An 18,259-nucleotide genomic window follows, 5' to 3' on the forward strand; every position below is an offset into this window, starting at 1 on the left:
AGGAAACGTGCGACAACTGGCAACAATACTCTTATCTCTGGCGGTGCTGGTCACCGCTGGCTGCGGCTGGCACCTGCGCAACACCACGGCAGTGCCTGCTCAGATGAAAACGATGATCTTCGACTCATCCGATCCGAACGGACCGCTGAGCCGGGCCATTCGTAACCAGCTGCGTTTGAATGATGTTGAGCTGATCGAGAAGGGAACCCTGCGTCAGGATGTTCCTTCGCTTCGCGTCCTGAAATCAACGCTGTCGCAAGATACGGCCTCGATCTTCCAGGATGGGCGGACAGCGGAATATCAAATGGTGCTTACCGTTGATGCGGCCGTCTTGATGCCGGGTAAAGATATTTACCCTATCAATACCAAAGTCTACCGCTCGTTCTTCGATAACCCGCAGACGGCGCTGGCAAAAGATGCCGAACAGCAGATTATCATCAAGGAAATGTACGATAAGGCCGCGGAGCAGCTGATCCGCAGATTGCCTGCCATTGCCGCGTCGACGAAAAAAGGCGCTGACGTCATCGAAACACCGGATGCCAGCACGCCGGATATGCCAACGTCTCTGGGTAACTGATGATCAGGTTGTATCCTGAACAACTCCGCGCGCAGCTCAACGAAGGGCTGCGCGCGGCTTATCTGCTACTCGGCAACGACCCCCTGTTACTTCAGGAAAGCCTTGATGCGGTTCGCCATGCGGCAGCCGCGCAGGGTTTCGATGAGCATCATACATTCCAGATCGATAACAGTACCGACTGGAACGCTATCTTCTCGCTTTGTCAGGCCATGAGCCTGTTTGCCTCGCGCCAGACAATCCAGATCCTGCTGCCGGAGAATGGTCCTAACGCTGCCATCAATGAACAGCTGGACATGCTGGTGAGTTTGTTACACGGCGATCTGCTGCTTATCGTACGCGGCAACAAACTGACAAAAGCGCAGGAAAACGCGGCCTGGTTTACCCGGCTTGCCCCCAGTGCGGTGCTGATCACCTGCCAGACGCCCGAGCAGGCCCATCTGCCAAAATGGGTTGCCACGCGAGCAAAGCAACACAATTTGCAGCTGGATGAGGCCGCCAGTCAGCTCCTGTGCTACTGCTACGAAGGCAACCTTCTGGCACTGGCGCAGGCGCTGGACAGGCTCGCCCTGCTGTGGCCCGATGGCAAGCTGACGCTACCGCGCGTGGAACAGGCGGTAAATGATGCCGCGCACTTTACCCCCTTCCACTGGGTGGATGCGCTGCTGTCGGCAAAAAGTAAGCGTGCTCTGCACATCCTGCAACAGCTGCGCCTGGAAGGGAGTGAGCCGGTCATCCTGCTCCGTACGCTCCAGCGCGAATTACTGCTGCTGAACAACCTTAAACGCCAGTCGACACATACGCCCCTGCGCGCCTTATTCGACAAACATCGCGTCTGGCAAAACCGTCGGGCAATGACCACGGAGGCGATAAACCGCCTGAGCCAGGAGCAGTTGCGTCAGGCAGTGCAACTTCTGATGCGCGCCGAACTGACGTTAAAACAGGATTACGGCCAGTCTGTCTGGGCAGAGCTGGAGAGCCTCTCTTTGCTGCTCTGCCACAAGGCGCTGGCAGACGTTTTTATCGATGGGTGATATGCATTCTTTACAGGCAATGTATGGCGGGACCTTCGACCCGGTACACTACGGGCATCTTAAGCCGGTAGAAATCCTCGCGAATTTGATTGGATTGCAGCGGGTAATCATCATGCCCAATAATGTTCCGCCGCACCGTCCCCAGCCAGAAGCAACCAGCGAGCAGCGTAAAGCGATGCTCACGCTGGCTATCGCCGATAAACCTCTCTTCACGCTGGATGAGCGTGAACTGCGCAGGGATACCCCTTCCTGGACATCGCAAACGCTGCGAGAGTGGCGCGCTGAGGAGGGGCCCGTGAAACCGCTGGCGTTTATCATCGGCCAGGATTCCTTGCTCAACTTTCCCAGCTGGTACCAGTACGAAACCATTCTGGACAACAGTCATCTGCTGGTCTGCCGCCGTCCGGGCTACCCGCTGACCATGCGCGACGCGCAGCATCAGCAGTGGCTTGACGCGCATCTGACGGACAATATAGAAGAGCTGCACAGTCTCCCCGCCGGGAAAATTTACCTCGCTGAAACGCCGTGGTTTGATATTTCCGCCACACTCATCCGCGAGCGTCTCCAGCAGGGTTTAGACTGTCACGAACTCCTGCCCTCACCCGTGCTGGCGTATATCCGCGCACACGGTCTGTATCAGAAAAGTACAGATGCCTGATCATCCCCGGTGAAATTGTCCGTTAATGTTTATCCTGCCTTGACAGGCTAAGCCATACTGATATCCTCCGCTGCCAGACTTTCCCGCCGATCGTTGCTTTACAGAAATTGTTTTACAAAAATGGCGATGCAATCTCAGGCGGAGGGTGGGATGATACCCGCCTTCAAAAGCCGGGCGGTGACATTTGTCCCGCGACTGGCGTCAGTTCAGGTATACTGACTGGCCACGAATTCATAGTTGTACAATCTCATTCACCCAGGGGGAAAACTTGCAGGGTAAAGCACTCCAGGATTTTGTTATCGACAAAATTGATGACCTGAAAGGTCAGGACATCATCGCTATCGACGTTAAGGGTAAATCCAGCATCACCGACTGCATGATCATCTGCACCGGGACCTCAACTCGTCACGTTGTTTCGATTGCTGACCATGTTGTTCAGGAATCGCGCGCGGCAGGGCTGCTTCCGCTGGGCGTTGAAGGTGAAGCGACCGCTGACTGGGTGGTTGTCGATCTCGGCGATGTGATTGTCCACGTCATGCAGGAAGAGAGCCGTCGCCTGTATGAGCTGGAAAAACTCTGGGGTTAATGCGTGAAGTTGCAGCTGGTCGCCGTCGGCACCAAAATGCCGGACTGGGTACAAACCGGTTTTACTGAGTATCTGCGTCGTTTCCCAAAAGATATGCCGTTCGAACTGGTGGAGATCCCAGCAGGAAAGCGCGGCAAGAATGCAGATATCAAACGTATTCTCGATAAAGAGGGAGAGCTGATGCTGGCGGCCGCAGGCAAAAACCGCATCGTGACCCTCGATATCCCGGGCAAGCCCTGGGATACGCCGCAGCTGGCGCATGAACTGGAGCGCTGGAAGCAGGACGGTCGTGACGTCAGTCTGTTGATTGGCGGACCAGAGGGGTTATCTCCCGCCTGCAAAGCGGCAGCAGAACAAAGTTGGTCACTCTCTGCGCTGACGCTGCCCCACCCGCTTGTGCGGGTTCTCGTGGCAGAAAGTTTGTATCGCGCGTGGAGCATCACTACCAACCACCCTTATCACCGCGAGTAATGACTGACCAGGGTAATTTAAGCAGCGGATGAAACTACAGAATTCTTTTCGCGACTATACGGCTGAGTCCGCGCTGTTTGTGCGCCGGGCGCTGGTCGCCTTTACGGGGATTTTGCTGCTTACCGGCGTGCTGATCGCCAACCTTTATAATCTGCAAATTGTCCGCTACACCGATTACCAGACCCGCTCAAACGAAAACCGCATTAAGCTGGTGCCCATCGCGCCCAGCCGCGGCATTATCTACGATCGTAACGGCACCCCGCTGGCGCTAAACCGCACCATCTACCAGATAGAGATGATGCCGGAGAAAGTGGATAACGTGCAGGATACGCTGAATGCGCTGAGAAGCGTTGTCGACCTCAACGACGACGATATCGCCGCGTTCAAAAAAGAGCGCGCACGTTCTCACCGTTTCACCTCTATTCCGGTAAAAACCAACCTGACGGAAGTGCAGGTCGCCCGATTTGCCGTTAACCAGTACCGCTTCCCCGGTGTGGAAGTCAAAGGCTATAAGCGCCGCTACTATCCTTACGGCTCTGCGCTGACGCACGTGATTGGCTACGTCTCCAAGATCAACGATAAAGACGTCGAGCGCCTTGATAAAGATGGCAAGCTGGCTAACTACGCCGCCACCCATGATATTGGCAAGCTGGGGATCGAACGTTATTACGAAGATGTCCTGCACGGTCAGACCGGTTATGAAGAGGTTGAAGTTAACAACCGTGGCCGCGTGATCCGTCAGCTAAAAGAGGTTCCTCCGCAGGCGGGGCATGACGTCTATCTGACGCTCGACCTGAAACTACAGCAGTATATCGAAACGCTGCTGGCGGGTAGCCGTGCTGCGGTTATTGTGACCGACCCGCGTACCGGCGGCATTCTGGCGATGGTATCCATGCCAAGCTACGATCCGAACCTCTTTGTGGACGGTATTTCCAGCAAGGATTACTCCGGCCTGCTCAACGATCCAAACACGCCGCTCGTGAACCGCGCTACTCAGGGGGTTTATCCTCCTGCTTCAACGGTTAAACCGTATGTCGCCGTGTCTGCCCTGAGTGCTGGCGTGATTACCCGTAACACCAGTCTGTTTGACCCGGGCTGGTGGCAGTTGCCTGGTTCTGAAAAACGCTACCGCGACTGGAAAAAATGGGGCCATGGCCATCTGAACGTGACCAAATCACTGGAGGAGTCGGCGGATACATTCTTCTATCAGGTCGCCTACGACATGGGTATTGACCGTCTGTCTGAATGGATGAGCAAATTCGGCTACGGGCATTACACCGGCATAGATTTAGCAGAAGAACGTTCCGGCAACATGCCAACCCGTGAATGGAAGCTGAAACGCTTTAAAAAACCCTGGTATCAGGGTGACACCATTCCGGTGGGGATCGGCCAGGGCTACTGGACGGCAACACCGCTGCAAATGAATAAGGCGATGATGATCCTTATCAACGATGGCATCGTGAAAGTGCCGCATCTGCTGCAAAGCACCGTTGAAGACGGCAAAAAAGTGCCGTGGATACAGCCTCATGAGCCGCCGGTGGGAGACATTCATTCCGGGTACTGGGAAATCGCGAAGGACGGCATGTACGGTGTAGCCAACCGTCCTAACGGGACGGCGCACAAATATTTCGCTGGCGCACCTTATAAGGTTGCCGCTAAGTCAGGTACGGCTCAGGTCTTCGGTCTGAAAGCGAATGAAACCTATAATGCACACAAAATTGCCGAACGTCTGCGTGACCACAAGCTCATGACGGCGTTTGCCCCTTATGATAACCCGCAGGTTGCGGTGGCGATGATCCTTGAGAACGGCGGCGCAGGCCCGGCGGTGGGTACCATCATGCGTCAAATCCTCGACCACATCATGCTGGGTGATAACAACACCGAACTGCCTGCTGAGAACCCGGCAGCCGCTGCGGCGGAGGACCAATAATCATGACGGATAATCCGAATAAAAAATCGCTGTGGGACAAGATCCACATCGACCCTGCCATGCTGCTGATCCTGCTGGCTCTGCTGGTCTATAGCGCCCTCGTTATCTGGAGCGCCAGCGGCCAGGATATCGGCATGATGGAGCGTAAAATCGGCCAGATCGCCATGGGCCTGGTTATTATGGTGGTGATGGCGCAAATACCGCCGCGCGTGTACGAGGGCTGGGCGCCCTATCTCTATATTTTCTGTATCATTTTGTTGGTGGCAGTAGATGCTTTCGGCGCCATCTCGAAGGGGGCGCAACGCTGGCTGGATCTGGGGATTGTCCGCTTCCAGCCGTCGGAAATCGCCAAAATCGCCGTCCCGCTGATGGTGGCGCGCTTTATCAACCGCGACGTCTGCCCGCCATCGTTAAAAAATACCGCTATTGCGCTGGTGCTGATTTTCCTGCCGACGCTACTCGTGGCCGCACAGCCAGACCTCGGCACTTCAATTCTTATCGCTCTCTCCGGCCTGTTCGTCTTGTTCTTGTCGGGTCTTAGCTGGCGTCTGATTGGTATCGCCGTGGTCCTGGTTGCCGCCTTTATCCCTATCCTCTGGTTCTTCCTGATGCATGATTACCAGCGACAGCGCGTCATGATGCTCCTCGATCCGGAAACCGATCCGCTGGGCGCAGGCTATCATATTATTCAGTCGAAGATTGCGATTGGCTCAGGTGGCCTGCGCGGTAAAGGCTGGCTGCACGGGACGCAGTCGCAGCTCGAATTTTTACCGGAACGCCACACCGACTTTATCTTTGCCGTTCTGGCTGAGGAGTTAGGGCTGGTTGGCATCCTGGTTCTGCTGGCTCTCTACGTGCTGCTGATCATGCGTGGGCTCTACATTGCTGCGCGCGCTCAGACCACTTTTGGCCGGGTCATGGCGGGTGGATTAATGTTGATTTTATTCGTTTATGTCTTCGTAAATATTGGTATGGTGAGTGGTATTCTGCCGGTTGTCGGCGTACCGCTGCCGCTGGTGAGTTACGGGGGCTCGGCACTGATCGTGTTGATGGCCGGGTTTGGTATCGTGATGTCGATCCATACCCACAGGAAAATGTTGTCCAAAAGCGTATAAAAATAAGGGGATCGCAATGCGTAAGCAGTGGCTGGGGATCTGCATCGCAGCAAGTTTACTTGCCGCCTGTACAAGTGATGATGGTCAGCAACAGGCAACCGTCGCGCCGCCGCAGCCTGCGGTCTGTAATGGCCCGATAGTTGAAATTAGCGGTGCCGATCCCGTTTATGAACCGCTGAACGCCAGCGTGAATCAGGATTATCAGCGTGACGGTAAAAGCTATAAAATCGTTCAGGATCCCTCCCGTTTCAGCCAGGCTGGCTTTGCTGCCATCTATGACGCTGAGCCAGGCAGTAACCTGACCGCGTCAGGTGAAACCTTCGATCCGATGCAGATCACGGCGGCACACCCGACGCTGCCTGTTCCGAGCTATGCACGCATCACTAACCTGGCGAATGGCCGAATGATCGTGGTGCGTATCAACGATCGCGGTCCTTATAGCAGCGATCGCGTCATCTCCCTGTCTCGCGCGGCGGCCGACCGTCTGAACACCTCAAACAATACTAAAGTGCGTATCGACCCGATTATCGTGGCGCAGGATGGTTCGCTGTCTGGCCCGGGCACGGCCTGTACCACGGTCGCGAAACAGACCTATGCCCTGCCCGCACGCCCGGATCTGAGCGGTGGTATGGGGGGGGCTTCAACGCCGGCAGAGCCCGCGCAGCCGCAGGGTGAAGTGCGCGCCATTAGCAACGATACGCTGCAAAGTGAAGACACGACAGGTGCCCCGGTGAAAAGCAGTGGTTTCCTTGGCGCACCGACGACGTTAGCGTCTGGCGTGATTGAAACGAATGAACCTGCCCCAGCGCCTGCGCCTGTTGTTGCTGCACCCGCTACCCAACCCGCTCCGGTGACCGCGCCTGCCGCGACGCAGACTGCTGCGCCTGCAACAGCGAGCGGCAGCTACGTGGTTCAGGTTGGCGCCGTAAGCGACCGTACCCGTGCAGAGCAGTATCAGCAGCGCTTAAGCCAGCAGTTTGGTGTGCCAGGCCGGGTTGAGCAAAACGGTGCGGTATGGCGTATCCAGATGGGTCCGTTTGCCAGCAAATCACAGGCAGCGTCCCTGCAACAGCGTTTGCAGAGCGAAGCGCAACTCCAGTCGTTTATCGCTGTTGCGAAGTAATTAATCGGTGGTATCCGAAATGTCAGTTTGTGTAAACCACGTTAACACTCTCATGATGAAAGTCGGATGCCTGCCCGTATAGCATTTGCTATAGTAAGGCACTTTTTTAATTCCATCACGGATGTCGTAGTTCTGACCATGAAGACCACTTTTTCTGCTCGTTTTGTGCAGCGCATGGCGCTGACCACGGCCCTTTGCGCTGCTGCATTCTCCGCAGCCCACGCGGATGACCTGAACATCAAGACCATGATCCCTGGCGTTCCGCAGATCGACGCGGAATCCTACATCCTGATTGATTACAACTCCGGCAAAGTTCTGGCAGAACAGAACGCCGATGCCCGCCGCGATCCGGCCAGCCTGACCAAAATGATGACCAGCTATGTTATCGGCCAGGCCATGAAAGCAGGTAAATTCAAAGAAACCGACCTGGTCACTATCGGTAACGATGCGTGGGCAACCGGTAACCCGGTGTTTAAAGGTTCATCGCTGATGTTCCTGAAGCCCGGCATGCAGGTGCCGGTCTCTCAGCTTATCCGTGGCATCAACTTGCAGTCCGGTAACGACGCCTGCGTGGCCATGGCCGATTTTGCAGCGGGTAGCCAGGACGCGTTTGTGGGCCTGATGAACAGCTACGTCTCCGCGCTGGGCCTGAAAAACAGCCACTTCCAGACCGTTCACGGCCTGGACGCCGAGGGTCAGTACAGCTCCGCGCGTGACATGGCGCTGATTGGTCAGGCGCTGATCCGCGATGTGCCAAACGAGTACTCTATCTACAAAGAGAAAGAGTTCACCTTCAACGGCATTCGTCAGACCAACCGTAACGGCCTGCTGTGGGATAACAGCCTGAACGTCGACGGCATCAAAACTGGCCACACCGATAAAGCTGGCTATAACCTGGTAGCTTCCGCTACTGAAGGCCAGATGCGTCTGATCTCTGCCGTGATGGGGGGGCGTACGTTTAAAGGACGCGAAACGGAAAGCAAAAAACTGCTGACCTGGGGCTTCCGCTTCTTCGAAACCGTGAACCCGCTGAAAGCCGGTAAAGAATTTGCCTCTGAACCCGTCTGGTTTGGCGATAACGACCGTGCTTCCCTGGGCGTGGACAAGGATCTCTATCTGACCATCCCACGCGGTCGTATGAAAGATCTGAAAGCCAGCTACGTGCTGAATACCACCGAGCTGCACGCCCCGCTGCAAAAGAATCAGGTTGTGGGTACCATCAACTTCCAGCTGGATGGCAAAACTATCGATCAGCGCCCGCTGGTGGTGCTGGAGGAAATTCCTGAGGGCAATTTCTTCGGCAAAATCATTGATTACATTAAGCTGATGTTCCATCACTGGTTTGGTTAAAAATTGAACACTTGAAAGTGTGATTTTGATCCCCATATACTACGTATCAGTAAAACTCCCGCCCCGTGGCGGGAGTTATTATTTTTTATACACACGCCGGAGCTGACATGAAAACCAAACTTAACGAACTGCTTGAATTCCCTACCCCTTTTACTTACAAAGTAATGGGTCTGGCGAAACCTGAGCTGGTTGATCAGGTGGTTGAAGTGGTACAGCGCCATGCGCCGGGCGACTACTCTCCATCAGTCAAACCGAGCAGCAAAGGTAACTACCACTCGGTCTCAATCACCATTACTGCTACACACATTGAGCAGGTTGAGACGCTGTACGAAGAGCTCGGCAACATCGAAATTGTTCGTATGGTACTGTAGTCCCTCTGCGGTTGCCCGGTTTACCGGGTAACCCACTTCCCCGCTGTGATATACTCCGCGTTACCTATTCTCCCTTGTCTTCGGAGACGTCCTTTTGTACCAGGATAAAATTCTTGTCCGCCATCTTGGGCTACAGCCTTACGAGCCTGTCTCTCAGGCTATGCATGACTTTACCGATGTGCGCGATGACACCACACCTGATGAAATCTGGCTGGTTGAACACCTCCCGGTGTTCACTCAAGGTCAGGCAGGAAAAGCCGAACATTTATTGATGACGGGCGATATCCCGGTGATCCAGAGCGATCGCGGTGGACAGGTGACATACCACGGCCCGGGTCAGCAGGTGATGTATGTCCTGCTTAACCTCAAACGCAGAAAGCTGGGCGTGCGTGAGCTTGTGACCTTACTGGAACAGACCGTGGTGAACACGCTGGCTGAATACGGGATTGATGCTCACCCTCGTGCAGATGCGCCGGGCGTCTACGTGGGAGAGAGGAAGATCTGTTCGCTGGGTCTGCGTATCCGTAAAGGCTGCTCGTTCCATGGGCTGGCGCTGAATATTAATATGGATCTGACGCCATTCCAGCGCATCAACCCATGTGGGTATGCCGGTATGGAAATGACGCAAATGCGCCAGTGGGTCGATACCGCCACGCCTGACAATATCAGGCCCGTGCTTTTGAAGAACTTTTTAGTGCTACTTAACAATCCCCCTTACGAATATATCCCTGCTTAACTTACTTCCCGCAGTGGCTCGATTATTTGACGAGCCATTGCTTAATTGCCGCATTTGCGCTTTACAATAAACCGCATATTCTATATTTTCGAGTCGCCCATATATTAGCGTCCCATATTAATTAGAACCTTAATAGTACCATCGCGGGTATCATGTAACGTGCGTGACAATCACCCAACTGCTTGTTTTCGATAAATAATGGAAACTTACGAAACACTTTACGAATCTCTGCAAGCATAATAAATAAATTCAACTATCATTCATATTGTGAATGGATACGGAGTAAGAGCGTGGAGCCTACTAATTTACCAGCCAAACGCCTGAATGAAACCAGCGGCGAAGATAAGCCGCAAATTTTCCGGACTTTACGTAATATTGATCTCAATTTATTGACTATTTTTGAGGCGGTATATGTCCACAAAGGGATCGTTAATGCTGCGAAAATTCTTAATCTCACGCCCTCTGCAATTAGCCAGTCAATTCAAAAGTTGCGCGCTATATTTCCCGATCCGTTATTTATTCGCAAAGGCCAGGGCGTAACCCCAACCGCGTACGCCACCCATCTGCATGAGTACATCAGCCAGGGTCTGGAATCGATTCTGGGCGCTCTGGATCTCACCGGCAGTTACGATAAGCAACGAACCATCACTATAGGCACCTCTCCCTCTGTGGGCGTACTGGTCATGCCGGCTATCTACCAGGCTGTGAAGCAGCATGCGCCACAGCTGCTGATCCGCAACGTGCCCGTCAACGATCCGGAAACTCAGCTGGCGCAATTCCAGACAGACCTGATCATTGACAGCAGCAGCTTTACGGCCAGAGCATTGGGACATAACGTTCTCTATTCCGACTCTCTGGCGCTCGTGTGCCGTCAGAATCACCCTGCGTTGGGCGCACCTTTGACCCCAGAAAATTTGCGTCATTACGAACATGCAACCTTTATGTCCGAGGGGCAGGGTCCGGATCCGCTGCGACAGCGTATTGACGCGCTTTTCCCGGACCGTCCGATCAGCTTCAGTAGTTACAATATGTTTACCCTCGCGGCCCTGATTGGCAGCAGCGATTTGCTCTGTATCATGCCTGTACGTCTCTTCACTCTGCTTCAAAAGTGCTGGCCGTTGCAGAGCCTACCATTGAGTCAACTTTCTACGGAATCTGTTGAAATCTCACTGCATTACAACAAGCTGAGCCTGCGCGATCCGGTGCTGGATAATGTCATTAACGTGATCCGCCAGGCTTTCTGATCCCGCCTTTCAGCACAAGCCCCTGCCGCATGCGGGGCAAAAGGCACAAAACAACAACTATTTTACAAATTGGCGACCTGGCAGGCTGCTTTCTCGCCCCTTTAAATGATATACTGCCTGTCGTTCGTTCAAAAATAGTTGATAATTACAACATTCCCTTGAAATGAAACGCTTTCCTTCGATATTCGCAACTGGAACACGCACGCTATGAGTAAACCCATTGTGATGGAACGCGGTGTCAAATACCGCGATGCCGATAAAATGGCCCTTATCCCGGTTAAAAACGTGGCTACAGAGCGCGAGGCGCTGTTAAGAAAACCGGAATGGATGAAAATTAAACTTCCGGCCGACTCTTCGCGTATCCAGGGGATCAAAGCGGCGATGCGTAAAAATGGCCTTCACTCTGTCTGTGAAGAGGCCTCCTGCCCTAACCTTGCTGAATGTTTCAATCACGGTACCGCGACATTTATGATTCTGGGTGCCATCTGCACCCGCCGCTGTCCGTTCTGTGACGTTGCCCATGGCCGTCCTGTTGCGCCTGACGCTAACGAACCGCAAAAACTGGCGCAGACGATTGCCGATATGGCGCTGCGTTATGTTGTTATTACCTCCGTTGACCGTGACGATCTGCGCGATGGCGGTGCTCAGCATTTCGCTGACTGTATTACCGCCATCCGCGAAAAAAGCCCGAACATTAAGATTGAGACGCTGGTGCCGGACTTCCGTGGCCGTATGGATCGCGCGCTCGATATCCTGACCGCAACGCCACCAGACGTGTTCAACCACAACCTGGAGAACGTTCCGCGTATCTACCGTCAGGTACGTCCCGGTGCAGACTACAACTGGTCTCTGAAGCTGCTGGAGCGCTTTAAAGAAGCCCATCCGCATATCCCAACCAAGTCTGGCCTGATGGTGGGCCTGGGTGAAACTAACGCTGAGATCATTGAAGTGATGCGCGATCTGCGCCGCCATGGCGTCACCATGCTGACGCTGGGCCAGTACCTACAGCCAAGCCGTCACCACCTGCCTGTACAGCGTTACGTGAGCCCGGATGAATTCGATGAAATGAAAGCTGAAGCGATGGCGATGGGCTTTACCCATGCGGCGTGCGGTCCGTTTGTTCGCTCCTCTTATCACGCCGATATGCAGGCGAAGGGCGAAGAAGTGAAATAAACCTGTAAAATTTATTTACAGTAAAACAAAAAACCGGCCTCGTGAGCCGGTTTTTTTTGCAAGCCTTGCAGCATTGCCATTACTCTTTGTGTGAAAGCTTTTGTGCAGTGATGTCATCTTCGGCACTTTTCTTCACTGCCGCGTCGTCATCGTTCATTGCTTTCTTAAAGCCCTTAATGGCAGCACCCAGGTCTCCCCCCAGCGTGCGTAACTTCTTGGTACCGAACAGCAGGACGACCAGTGCGGCAACCACCAGCAGTTTGGTAATACTAATCTCACCCATAAATACCTTCTTTACATGAAACAGGCTGCATTCCGCCAAAAAACCTGAATGTATTAACGGTCATTTGGCGCGTGCACACAATAGCAATCTGTAACAAGGTGAATCAAGCATTGTTGAAAAAAACATCAGAATAATTGCGGTGGCGCAAACCTGCGGTTGCGCAGAACAGGTAATTGCTGGCGTGCAAGCGCTATTCGCGCTGTAATTATCTCTGTCAGCAGTAACGCAGGTGCCTCCGCCGCCGCCGCAACCGTAACCCCCAGCGGATCGACTACCCTGCTCTGCCCGATATTCCTGTTACCACATTCCCCCGCGGCCACTACATAGCAGGTGGTATCCAGCGCGCGTGCTGCCAGCAGGGTCGCCCAGTGGTGCTCCTTAAGCGGTCCTTTAACCCACGCGGCGGGCAAAACCAGCACCTCTGCCCCCTGCAATGCCAGGTTGAGCGCCAGCTCCGGAAAACGAATATCGTAGCAGGTCATCAGGCCGACTTTAAAACCCTCCACCTCAATCAGCGGCGGAATTACACTCCCCGGATCGACCCGTCGCGACTCCTGAATGCTGAACGCATCATACAGATGAAGTTTGGCGTAACTTGCAATAATCGCGCCTTCACGTATCGCCACTAGCGTGTTTACCGCGCGCCCCGGCGTGGAGGGAACATGAATAGTCAATATGGTGGTGAGCGTGCTACCGACGCTCTCAGCCAGGAGTCGTTTTAAGAACCCCCCTTCCAGCGTTTGCGCTGACTTTACCGACAGGTCTGGATCAGCGTCATCGCGCGCCAGTAACGCTTCAGGAAGCACTAACAGCGCCGCCCCCTTTTGCTTCGCCTGGTGCATCAGGGAGACACATTTTTCCGCGTTTTCACTCCAGTCCGGCGTCACCGCGAACTGCCCTACTGCAACATACATATTTGTCTCCGGGTTAAAAACAGCGTTACACTCGACGTACTTACACAGCAAATAGCAGGTACTGACAGTGTTACAACTACTTATAGCCGTTTTTATTGGTGGAGGCACGGGTAGCGTTGCGCGGTGGCTCTTAAGCATGCGGTTTAACCCGCTGCATCAGGCCATTCCGATGGGAACACTGGCGGCAAATCTGATAGGGGCGTTTATTATTGGGATGGGGCTTGCCTGGTTTAATCGTATGACCCATATCGACCCTATGTGGAAGGTTCTGATTACAACCGGTTTCTGTGGCGGCTTAACGACGTTTTCTACTTTCTCTGCGGAGGTGGTGTTTCTGTTTCAGGAAGGTCGGATGGGCTGGGCGCTGACGAACATTGCCGTTAACATGCTTGGCTCGTTTGCGATGACCGCGATCGCATTCTGGTTATTTTCCTCTGCCAGCGGACAGTAAGCGCGGTAGCCTTAATGTTGGCTTAATTTTTCTCTGTCACTCTTGGTTCAATCTTGAACGGGGGTGATAGCATGAAAGAAAATCTGTTAGGGGCGGGCATGGTATTGCTCAGCGTCGCGATCGTCGCCAGCTTTCTGAAGATCTATCTTATTGGTTGATTCAAAATGAAAAAAACCCGCTCATGGAGCGGGTTTTGAAATTCTTGCTGACGCGTCTGAATTACAGAGCGATTACGTTAGCAGCAGAAGGGCCTTTGGCACCGTTAGTGATTTCGAACTCTACGCGCTGACCTTCAGCCAGAGTTTTGAAACCATTAGACTGGATTGCAGAGAAGTGTACGAACACATCTTTGCTGCCATCTTCAGGAGTAATGAAACCGAATCCTTTGGACTCATTAAACCACTTAACGTTACCTTTAATCTTAGACATCAAAATTACCTTTATATTAAAAAACGACACAAATGCTGTGTCGGGTATCAGTACAACAATTGTGAGGCGTTTTGTCCAGCGGATCTTTGATAAAAAGTGACAAAAGTCGCGTTAATTTTCGCTGTCCGATTTTTATCCTTTACATTTCAATGTCTGTGCATTTTTTTGCCAATTAACCTGCAAAATTCAGTTAAAACTGAAACCGCAACCATGCAAAGTAAACGTTACCGTTGTTATAGGTACCCGGTATGTAGGTCATCTGAAACGTAGCCGGGCCATAACCAACAGAGGCAAGCGGCAACAGCACCGGAACAGGAATGTATTTCCAGTTATCACGCGCTGTAAACCCAGCCGTATACCCCAGCCCCAGACGGAAATTATCATCTGATAACGGACGCCAGGTTTTTTCCCAGCCGTAGCCGCCAATGGGCTCCCATTTGTTGTAGGAGTCCTTAAACGCCATCAGGTACAGGCCATGCCAGTTACCTTTTTCATCCCAGCGAGACTGACCGAAACCGGCCCCCCACGGACGCTCGTTATAACGGTCTGTTTTTTCTTTATCATAGGCAAAACGTGCATGCCACGTAATGGCCGGAATATAGATATCGTAATGCTCGGGTTCGTTCCAGGTTTGCGCGACGTTATCCGTGAAGGTGGTGAACCAGCCTTTATCCGCTGTATTGTCTTCTGCATTAACAACGGATGTGAACGATAACTGCCCAATAATAAACAATAAGATCAGGGAAAATTTAATTCTTTCAATCACAACGCTATTACCATATTAGTATTCGGTGCAGACCTTAACACAGAATACTTGAATGAACGCTTAACAGCATCGGTGTTATTCCTAATTAACAATCGGGTTCTGAGAATAGTCTGAGAAGCCGAAACCGGTATGCCGGAATAAGCACATGCAGAAGACATATTTAACGTTAATGTAACAATTTTTAGCGTGCGGGAATAATTAACATCGACAATAGCGGTGCGGTAACCCTGCCCCCCGCTCAAAGGCAACAGTTCTTCCCTGGCTAAATATATTCAACCCCTCCAATAACCCTACTTTTAACAGGACTTTCTTTAACCGTCTAAAGATAATCTCTTCAAACTGTGCTCATTCCAGGAGAACAGTAAGATGACCACATTTTGTGTCACACGTTTTGCCCATCAATGGCTCAAACACCGAAGCGCTGGTCTTCGGGTAGCCTGTGTCCGCGCGCCTGAACGGTATAAGATGCGGTAGAGCGGGACGCGACAACAGCTGACGCGGGTGAAATGGCAAGCCATGCTCAAAACCTTAACATTTCACCATCAATTTAATGACATTTAATATCTATTCATCAGGTCAATAACGACCTAATATAAATGACGCAGGGTTAGCAAAAATATTGTCACCATTGCCTTTAGTCGTCTCTTTCTTGATTTTAATCAGCAAGAGCAGGCCATTTATTCGGCACATTTCAGGCGTCTTTTTTATTGATTATTTGTGCTCTCGGGCAGCAAGGATACAGGGGAAATCATGCTTACTTTTCTCGAACTCCTCATTGGAGTCGTGGTCATTGTCGGTGTAGCACGCTACATCATTAAAGGTTACTCAGCCACTGGCGTGCTTTTTGTCGGGGGCCTGACGCTGCTGATCATTAGTGCGCTAATGGGTCATCAGGTTTTACCCGCCAGCGAAGCCAGCACCGGGTATACCGCTACCGATATTGTGGAATATATAAAAATTCTGCTGATGAGCCGCGGCGGTGACCTGGGCATGATGATCATGATGCTCTGCGGCTTTGCTGCTTATATGACGCATATCGGCGCGAATGATATGGTGGTGAAGCTGGCCTCTAAGCCGCTGCAATATATCAACTCCCCCTATCTGCTGATGGTCGCGGCCTATTTCCTGGCTTGTCTGATGTCATTAGCCGTTTCCTCAGCGACAGGTCTTGGCGTACTGTTAATGGCCACGCTGTTCCCGGTGATGGTTAACGTCGGGATCAGCCGTGGCGCTGCGGCGGCTATTTGCGCCTCTCCGGCGGCGATTATCCTTTCCCCTACTTCCGGTGACGTGGTACTGGCCGCAAAAGCAGCGGAAATGTCCCTGATTGACTTCGCCTTCAAAACCACACTGCCGATCTCCATCGCCGCTATTCTCGGTATGGGCGTGGCGCATTTCTTCTGGCAGCGCTATCTCGATAAGAAAGAGAACGTCAGCCACGAAATGATGGATATCAGTGAAATTACCACAACCGCCCCGGCGTTTTATTCCATCCTGCCCTTCACCCCAATTATTGGCGTACTTATTTTTGACGGCAAATGGGGTCCGCAGCTGCACATCATCACCATCCTTGTGATCTGTATGCTGCTGGCGGCCATCCTGGAGTTTGTTCGTGGCTTTAATACCCAGAAAGTGTTTACCGGCCTGGAAGTCGCCTTCCGCGGTATGGCGGATGCCTTCGCGGGCGTGGTCATGCTGTTAGTTGCCGCTGGCGTGTTTGCTCAGGGCTTAAGCACAATCGGCTTTATCCAGAGCCTGATCTCAATCGCCACTTCGTTCGGCTCGGCCAGCATTATCCTGATGCTGGTGCTGGTGGTGCTGACCATGCTGGCGGCGATGACCACCGGCTCAGGTAACGCACCGTTCTACGCCTTTGTTGAGATGATCCCGAAACTGGCACACTCCTCCGGCATCAACCCGGCTTACCTGTCCATACCGATGCTTCAGGCCTCCAACCTGGGTCGTACCATCTCGCCGGTATCGGGCGTCGTGGTTGCAGTTGCGGGGATGGCAAAAATCTCTCCGTTTGAAGTGGTTAAACGCACGTCAGTGCCGGTGCTGGTTGGCCTGATCATCATTATTATCGCCACCGAAGTGCTGGTTTCCGGCGCTGCCTAAGCCAAATTTCTGCTTTCCAAAAAGCGCCTGCGGGCGCTTTTTGTGTTTTAATAACCCCCAGAAATTAATCGCGCCCAATCAATCAGGAAAGCAAATGTTCAGAAAGGATATCGTTATCCCGTCTGGCGCAGCAGCGCTTGCACTCTGTGTCTTCTCAATACAGGCAGATCCTCTTAAGGCAACCCAGTATGGTGATTTCGATCGCTACGTTCTGGCTCTCTCATGGCAAACCGGATTTTGCCAGAGCATGGTCGAACGTAATCGCAACGAACCAGAAGAGTGTCGACTGCAAAAAGAGAGCAACAACAAAACCGATTTTCTGACCGTCCACGGTTTATGGCCAGGCCTGCCAAAATCCATTGCCGCACGCGGCGTGGATGAACGTCGCTGGATGCGTTTCGGCTGTGCCACCCGTCCGGTCCCGAACATGCCGGAAGCAAAAGCCAGCCGCAAATGCGACGCCGCCGAGACCGGGCTATCGCTCTCGGGCGCCGCAAAGTTGAACAGCGTGATGCCCGGCGCGGGCGGCAACACCTGCCTCGAACGATATGAATACGCTAAACACGGTGTCTGCTTTGGTTTTGATCCCGACGCTTACTTCGGCACCATGGTGCGCATGAACCAGGAGGTAAAGAGTAGCGAGGCCGGAGAATTCCTGGCGGAAAACTATGGCAAAACCGTCCGACGTAGCGACTTCGATGCAGCCGTGGCAAAAAGCTGGGGGAAACAGAGCGTAAAAGCGTTCAAACTGACCTGCCATGGCAATCCGGCTTATCTGACAGAGATGCAGATCTCGCTGAAATCCAGCGCCATTAACAATCCCCTCTCTGCCGCCTCCTTTGCGCCACAACCGCATCCGGGCAACTGTGGCAAACAGTTTTTCATTGATAAAGCCGGTTACTGACGGCCTTCCGGGCTGATGCCGCAAGGCTT

General features: G+C 53.0%; 20 protein-coding genes. 16 read left to right on the forward strand and 4 right to left on the reverse strand.

Annotated features, from left to right (window positions below; genetic code table 11):
• The first annotated feature begins 7 nt into the window (after window positions 1-7).
• The 13 genes from lptE (at window position 8) to lipA (ending at window position 12,365) form a co-directional block, all read left to right on the forward strand.
• Window positions 8-577: an LPS assembly lipoprotein LptE gene (gene lptE / locus G6Q29_RS05555; RefSeq protein WP_006809628.1), complete on the forward strand. Its 570-nt coding sequence runs from the start codon at window positions 8-10 to the stop codon at window positions 575-577.
• Complete coding sequence (gene holA / locus G6Q29_RS05560) at window positions 577-1,608, forward strand: DNA polymerase III subunit delta (protein WP_165464836.1); 1,032 nt, start codon at window positions 577-579, stop codon at window positions 1,606-1,608. The genes lptE and holA overlap by 1 nt, the downstream gene beginning before the upstream one ends.
• Window positions 1,601-2,266, forward strand: a complete 666-nt coding sequence (gene nadD, locus G6Q29_RS05565) for a nicotinate-nucleotide adenylyltransferase (protein ID WP_165464837.1) — start codon at window positions 1,601-1,603, stop codon at window positions 2,264-2,266. Before holA ends, nadD begins: the two co-directional genes overlap by 8 nt.
• Before the next feature lie 268 nt (window positions 2,267-2,534).
• The gene (gene rsfS / locus G6Q29_RS05570; protein ID WP_003858696.1) at window positions 2,535-2,852 is read left to right on the forward strand and encodes a ribosome silencing factor; all 318 of its coding nucleotides are present in this window, start codon (window positions 2,535-2,537) and stop codon (window positions 2,850-2,852) included.
• Between the two features lie 3 nt (window positions 2,853-2,855).
• Window positions 2,856-3,323, forward strand: coding sequence for a 23S rRNA (pseudouridine(1915)-N(3))-methyltransferase RlmH (rlmH, locus tag G6Q29_RS05575; protein ID WP_003858701.1), 468 nt, complete (start codon window positions 2,856-2,858; stop codon window positions 3,321-3,323).
• Between the two features lie 28 nt (window positions 3,324-3,351).
• Window positions 3,352-5,253: a peptidoglycan DD-transpeptidase MrdA gene (gene mrdA, locus G6Q29_RS05580; RefSeq protein WP_165464838.1), complete on the forward strand. Its 1,902-nt coding sequence runs from the start codon at window positions 3,352-3,354 to the stop codon at window positions 5,251-5,253.
• A 2-nt stretch (window positions 5,254-5,255) separates the two neighbouring features.
• Complete coding sequence (gene mrdB / locus G6Q29_RS05585) at window positions 5,256-6,368, forward strand: peptidoglycan glycosyltransferase MrdB (RefSeq protein ID WP_006809632.1); 1,113 nt, start codon at window positions 5,256-5,258, stop codon at window positions 6,366-6,368.
• Window positions 6,369-6,384: 16 nt separating this feature from the next.
• Window positions 6,385-7,491 carry an endolytic peptidoglycan transglycosylase RlpA gene (gene rlpA / locus G6Q29_RS05590; protein ID WP_165464839.1) on the forward strand — a complete coding sequence of 369 codons (1,107 nt, stop codon included), beginning with the start codon at window positions 6,385-6,387 and terminating at the stop codon, window positions 7,489-7,491.
• A 138-nt stretch (window positions 7,492-7,629) separates the two neighbouring features.
• Window positions 7,630-8,841, forward strand: a complete 1,212-nt coding sequence (gene dacA, locus G6Q29_RS05595; protein WP_003858714.1) for a D-alanyl-D-alanine carboxypeptidase DacA — start codon at window positions 7,630-7,632, stop codon at window positions 8,839-8,841.
• Between the two features lie 107 nt (window positions 8,842-8,948).
• Window positions 8,949-9,212 carry a DUF493 family protein YbeD gene (gene ybeD / locus G6Q29_RS05600; protein ID WP_003858718.1) on the forward strand — a complete coding sequence of 88 codons (264 nt, stop codon included), beginning with the start codon at window positions 8,949-8,951 and terminating at the stop codon, window positions 9,210-9,212.
• 94 nt (window positions 9,213-9,306) lie between these two features.
• Window positions 9,307-9,948: a lipoyl(octanoyl) transferase LipB gene (gene lipB, locus G6Q29_RS05605; RefSeq protein ID WP_165464840.1), complete on the forward strand. Its 642-nt coding sequence runs from the start codon at window positions 9,307-9,309 to the stop codon at window positions 9,946-9,948.
• Window positions 9,949-10,238: 290 nt separating this feature from the next.
• Complete coding sequence (locus G6Q29_RS05610; RefSeq protein ID WP_165464841.1) at window positions 10,239-11,192, forward strand: YbeF family transcriptional regulator; 954 nt, start codon at window positions 10,239-10,241, stop codon at window positions 11,190-11,192.
• Window positions 11,193-11,399: 207 nt separating this feature from the next.
• Window positions 11,400-12,365 carry a lipoyl synthase gene (lipA, locus tag G6Q29_RS05615; protein ID WP_006809637.1) on the forward strand — a complete coding sequence of 322 codons (966 nt, stop codon included), beginning with the start codon at window positions 11,400-11,402 and terminating at the stop codon, window positions 12,363-12,365.
• A gap of 79 nt (window positions 12,366-12,444) precedes the next feature.
• Here lipA and tatE read toward each other — a convergent pair whose 3' ends face one another.
• On the reverse strand, window positions 12,445-12,648 hold the full coding sequence (gene tatE, locus G6Q29_RS05620; RefSeq protein WP_165464842.1) for a twin-arginine translocase subunit TatE: 204 nt from the start codon (window positions 12,646-12,648) through the stop codon (window positions 12,445-12,447).
• Between the two features lie 125 nt (window positions 12,649-12,773).
• Window positions 12,774-13,562, reverse strand: a complete 789-nt coding sequence (locus G6Q29_RS05625) for a deaminated glutathione amidase (RefSeq protein ID WP_165464843.1) — start codon at window positions 13,560-13,562, stop codon at window positions 12,774-12,776.
• 67 nt (window positions 13,563-13,629) lie between these two features.
• Between G6Q29_RS05625 and crcB the strand changes: the two genes are divergently transcribed.
• Window positions 13,630-14,013: a fluoride efflux transporter CrcB gene (crcB, locus tag G6Q29_RS05630; RefSeq protein WP_165464844.1), complete on the forward strand. Its 384-nt coding sequence runs from the start codon at window positions 13,630-13,632 to the stop codon at window positions 14,011-14,013.
• A gap of 219 nt (window positions 14,014-14,232) precedes the next feature.
• Here the strand turns inward: crcB and cspE are convergent, their stop codons facing one another.
• Both cspE and pagP read right to left on the reverse strand, forming a co-directional pair.
• Window positions 14,233-14,442 (reverse strand): transcription antiterminator/RNA stability regulator CspE, encoded by a 210-nt coding sequence (gene cspE / locus G6Q29_RS05635; protein WP_002439184.1) that lies wholly within the window; start codon window positions 14,440-14,442, stop codon window positions 14,233-14,235.
• 190 nt (window positions 14,443-14,632) lie between these two features.
• On the reverse strand, window positions 14,633-15,208 hold the full coding sequence (gene pagP / locus G6Q29_RS05640; RefSeq protein ID WP_165464845.1) for a lipid IV(A) palmitoyltransferase PagP: 576 nt from the start codon (window positions 15,206-15,208) through the stop codon (window positions 14,633-14,635).
• Window positions 15,209-15,958: 750 nt separating this feature from the next.
• On the opposite strand from pagP, the gene dcuC reads away from it, so the two are divergent.
• Together dcuC and rna are read left to right on the forward strand one after the other, a co-directional pair.
• Window positions 15,959-17,326, forward strand: a complete 1,368-nt coding sequence (dcuC, locus tag G6Q29_RS05645; protein WP_165464846.1) for an anaerobic C4-dicarboxylate transporter DcuC — start codon at window positions 15,959-15,961, stop codon at window positions 17,324-17,326.
• Window positions 17,327-17,420: 94 nt separating this feature from the next.
• Window positions 17,421-18,230: a ribonuclease I gene (rna, locus tag G6Q29_RS05650; RefSeq protein WP_165464847.1), complete on the forward strand. Its 810-nt coding sequence runs from the start codon at window positions 17,421-17,423 to the stop codon at window positions 18,228-18,230.
• Window positions 18,231-18,259 lie beyond the last annotated feature (29 nt).

Origin of the sequence: Enterobacter cloacae (genome assembly GCF_011078175.1) — a bacterium.
GTDB lineage: Bacteria > Pseudomonadota > Gammaproteobacteria > Enterobacterales > Enterobacteriaceae > Enterobacter > Enterobacter cloacae_Q.

Excerpts from the sequence above, each read along its gene's own strand:
- holA (WP_165464836.1), top strand. The coding sequence starts at position 577 with ATGATCAGGTTGTATCCTGAACAACTCCGCGCGCAGCTCAACGAAGGG.
- nadD (WP_165464837.1), top strand. The coding sequence starts at position 1,601 with ATGGGTGATATGCATTCTTTACAGGCAATGTATGGCGGGACCTTCGAC.
- mrdA (WP_165464838.1), top strand. The coding sequence starts at position 3,352 with ATGAAACTACAGAATTCTTTTCGCGACTATACGGCTGAGTCCGCGCTG.
- mrdB (WP_006809632.1), top strand. The coding sequence starts at position 5,256 with ATGACGGATAATCCGAATAAAAAATCGCTGTGGGACAAGATCCACATC.
- rlpA (WP_165464839.1), top strand. The coding sequence starts at position 6,385 with ATGCGTAAGCAGTGGCTGGGGATCTGCATCGCAGCAAGTTTACTTGCC.
- dacA (WP_003858714.1), top strand. The coding sequence starts at position 7,630 with ATGAAGACCACTTTTTCTGCTCGTTTTGTGCAGCGCATGGCGCTGACC.
- ybeD (WP_003858718.1), top strand. The coding sequence starts at position 8,949 with ATGAAAACCAAACTTAACGAACTGCTTGAATTCCCTACCCCTTTTACT.
- lipA (WP_006809637.1), top strand. The coding sequence starts at position 11,400 with ATGAGTAAACCCATTGTGATGGAACGCGGTGTCAAATACCGCGATGCC.
- tatE (WP_165464842.1), bottom strand. The coding sequence starts at position 12,648 with ATGGGTGAGATTAGTATTACCAAACTGCTGGTGGTTGCCGCACTGGTC.
- G6Q29_RS05625 (WP_165464843.1), bottom strand. The coding sequence starts at position 13,562 with ATGTATGTTGCAGTAGGGCAGTTCGCGGTGACGCCGGACTGGAGTGAA.
- cspE (WP_002439184.1), bottom strand. The coding sequence starts at position 14,442 with ATGTCTAAGATTAAAGGTAACGTTAAGTGGTTTAATGAGTCCAAAGGA.
- dcuC (WP_165464846.1), top strand. The coding sequence starts at position 15,959 with ATGCTTACTTTTCTCGAACTCCTCATTGGAGTCGTGGTCATTGTCGGT.
- rna (WP_165464847.1), top strand. The coding sequence starts at position 17,421 with ATGTTCAGAAAGGATATCGTTATCCCGTCTGGCGCAGCAGCGCTTGCA.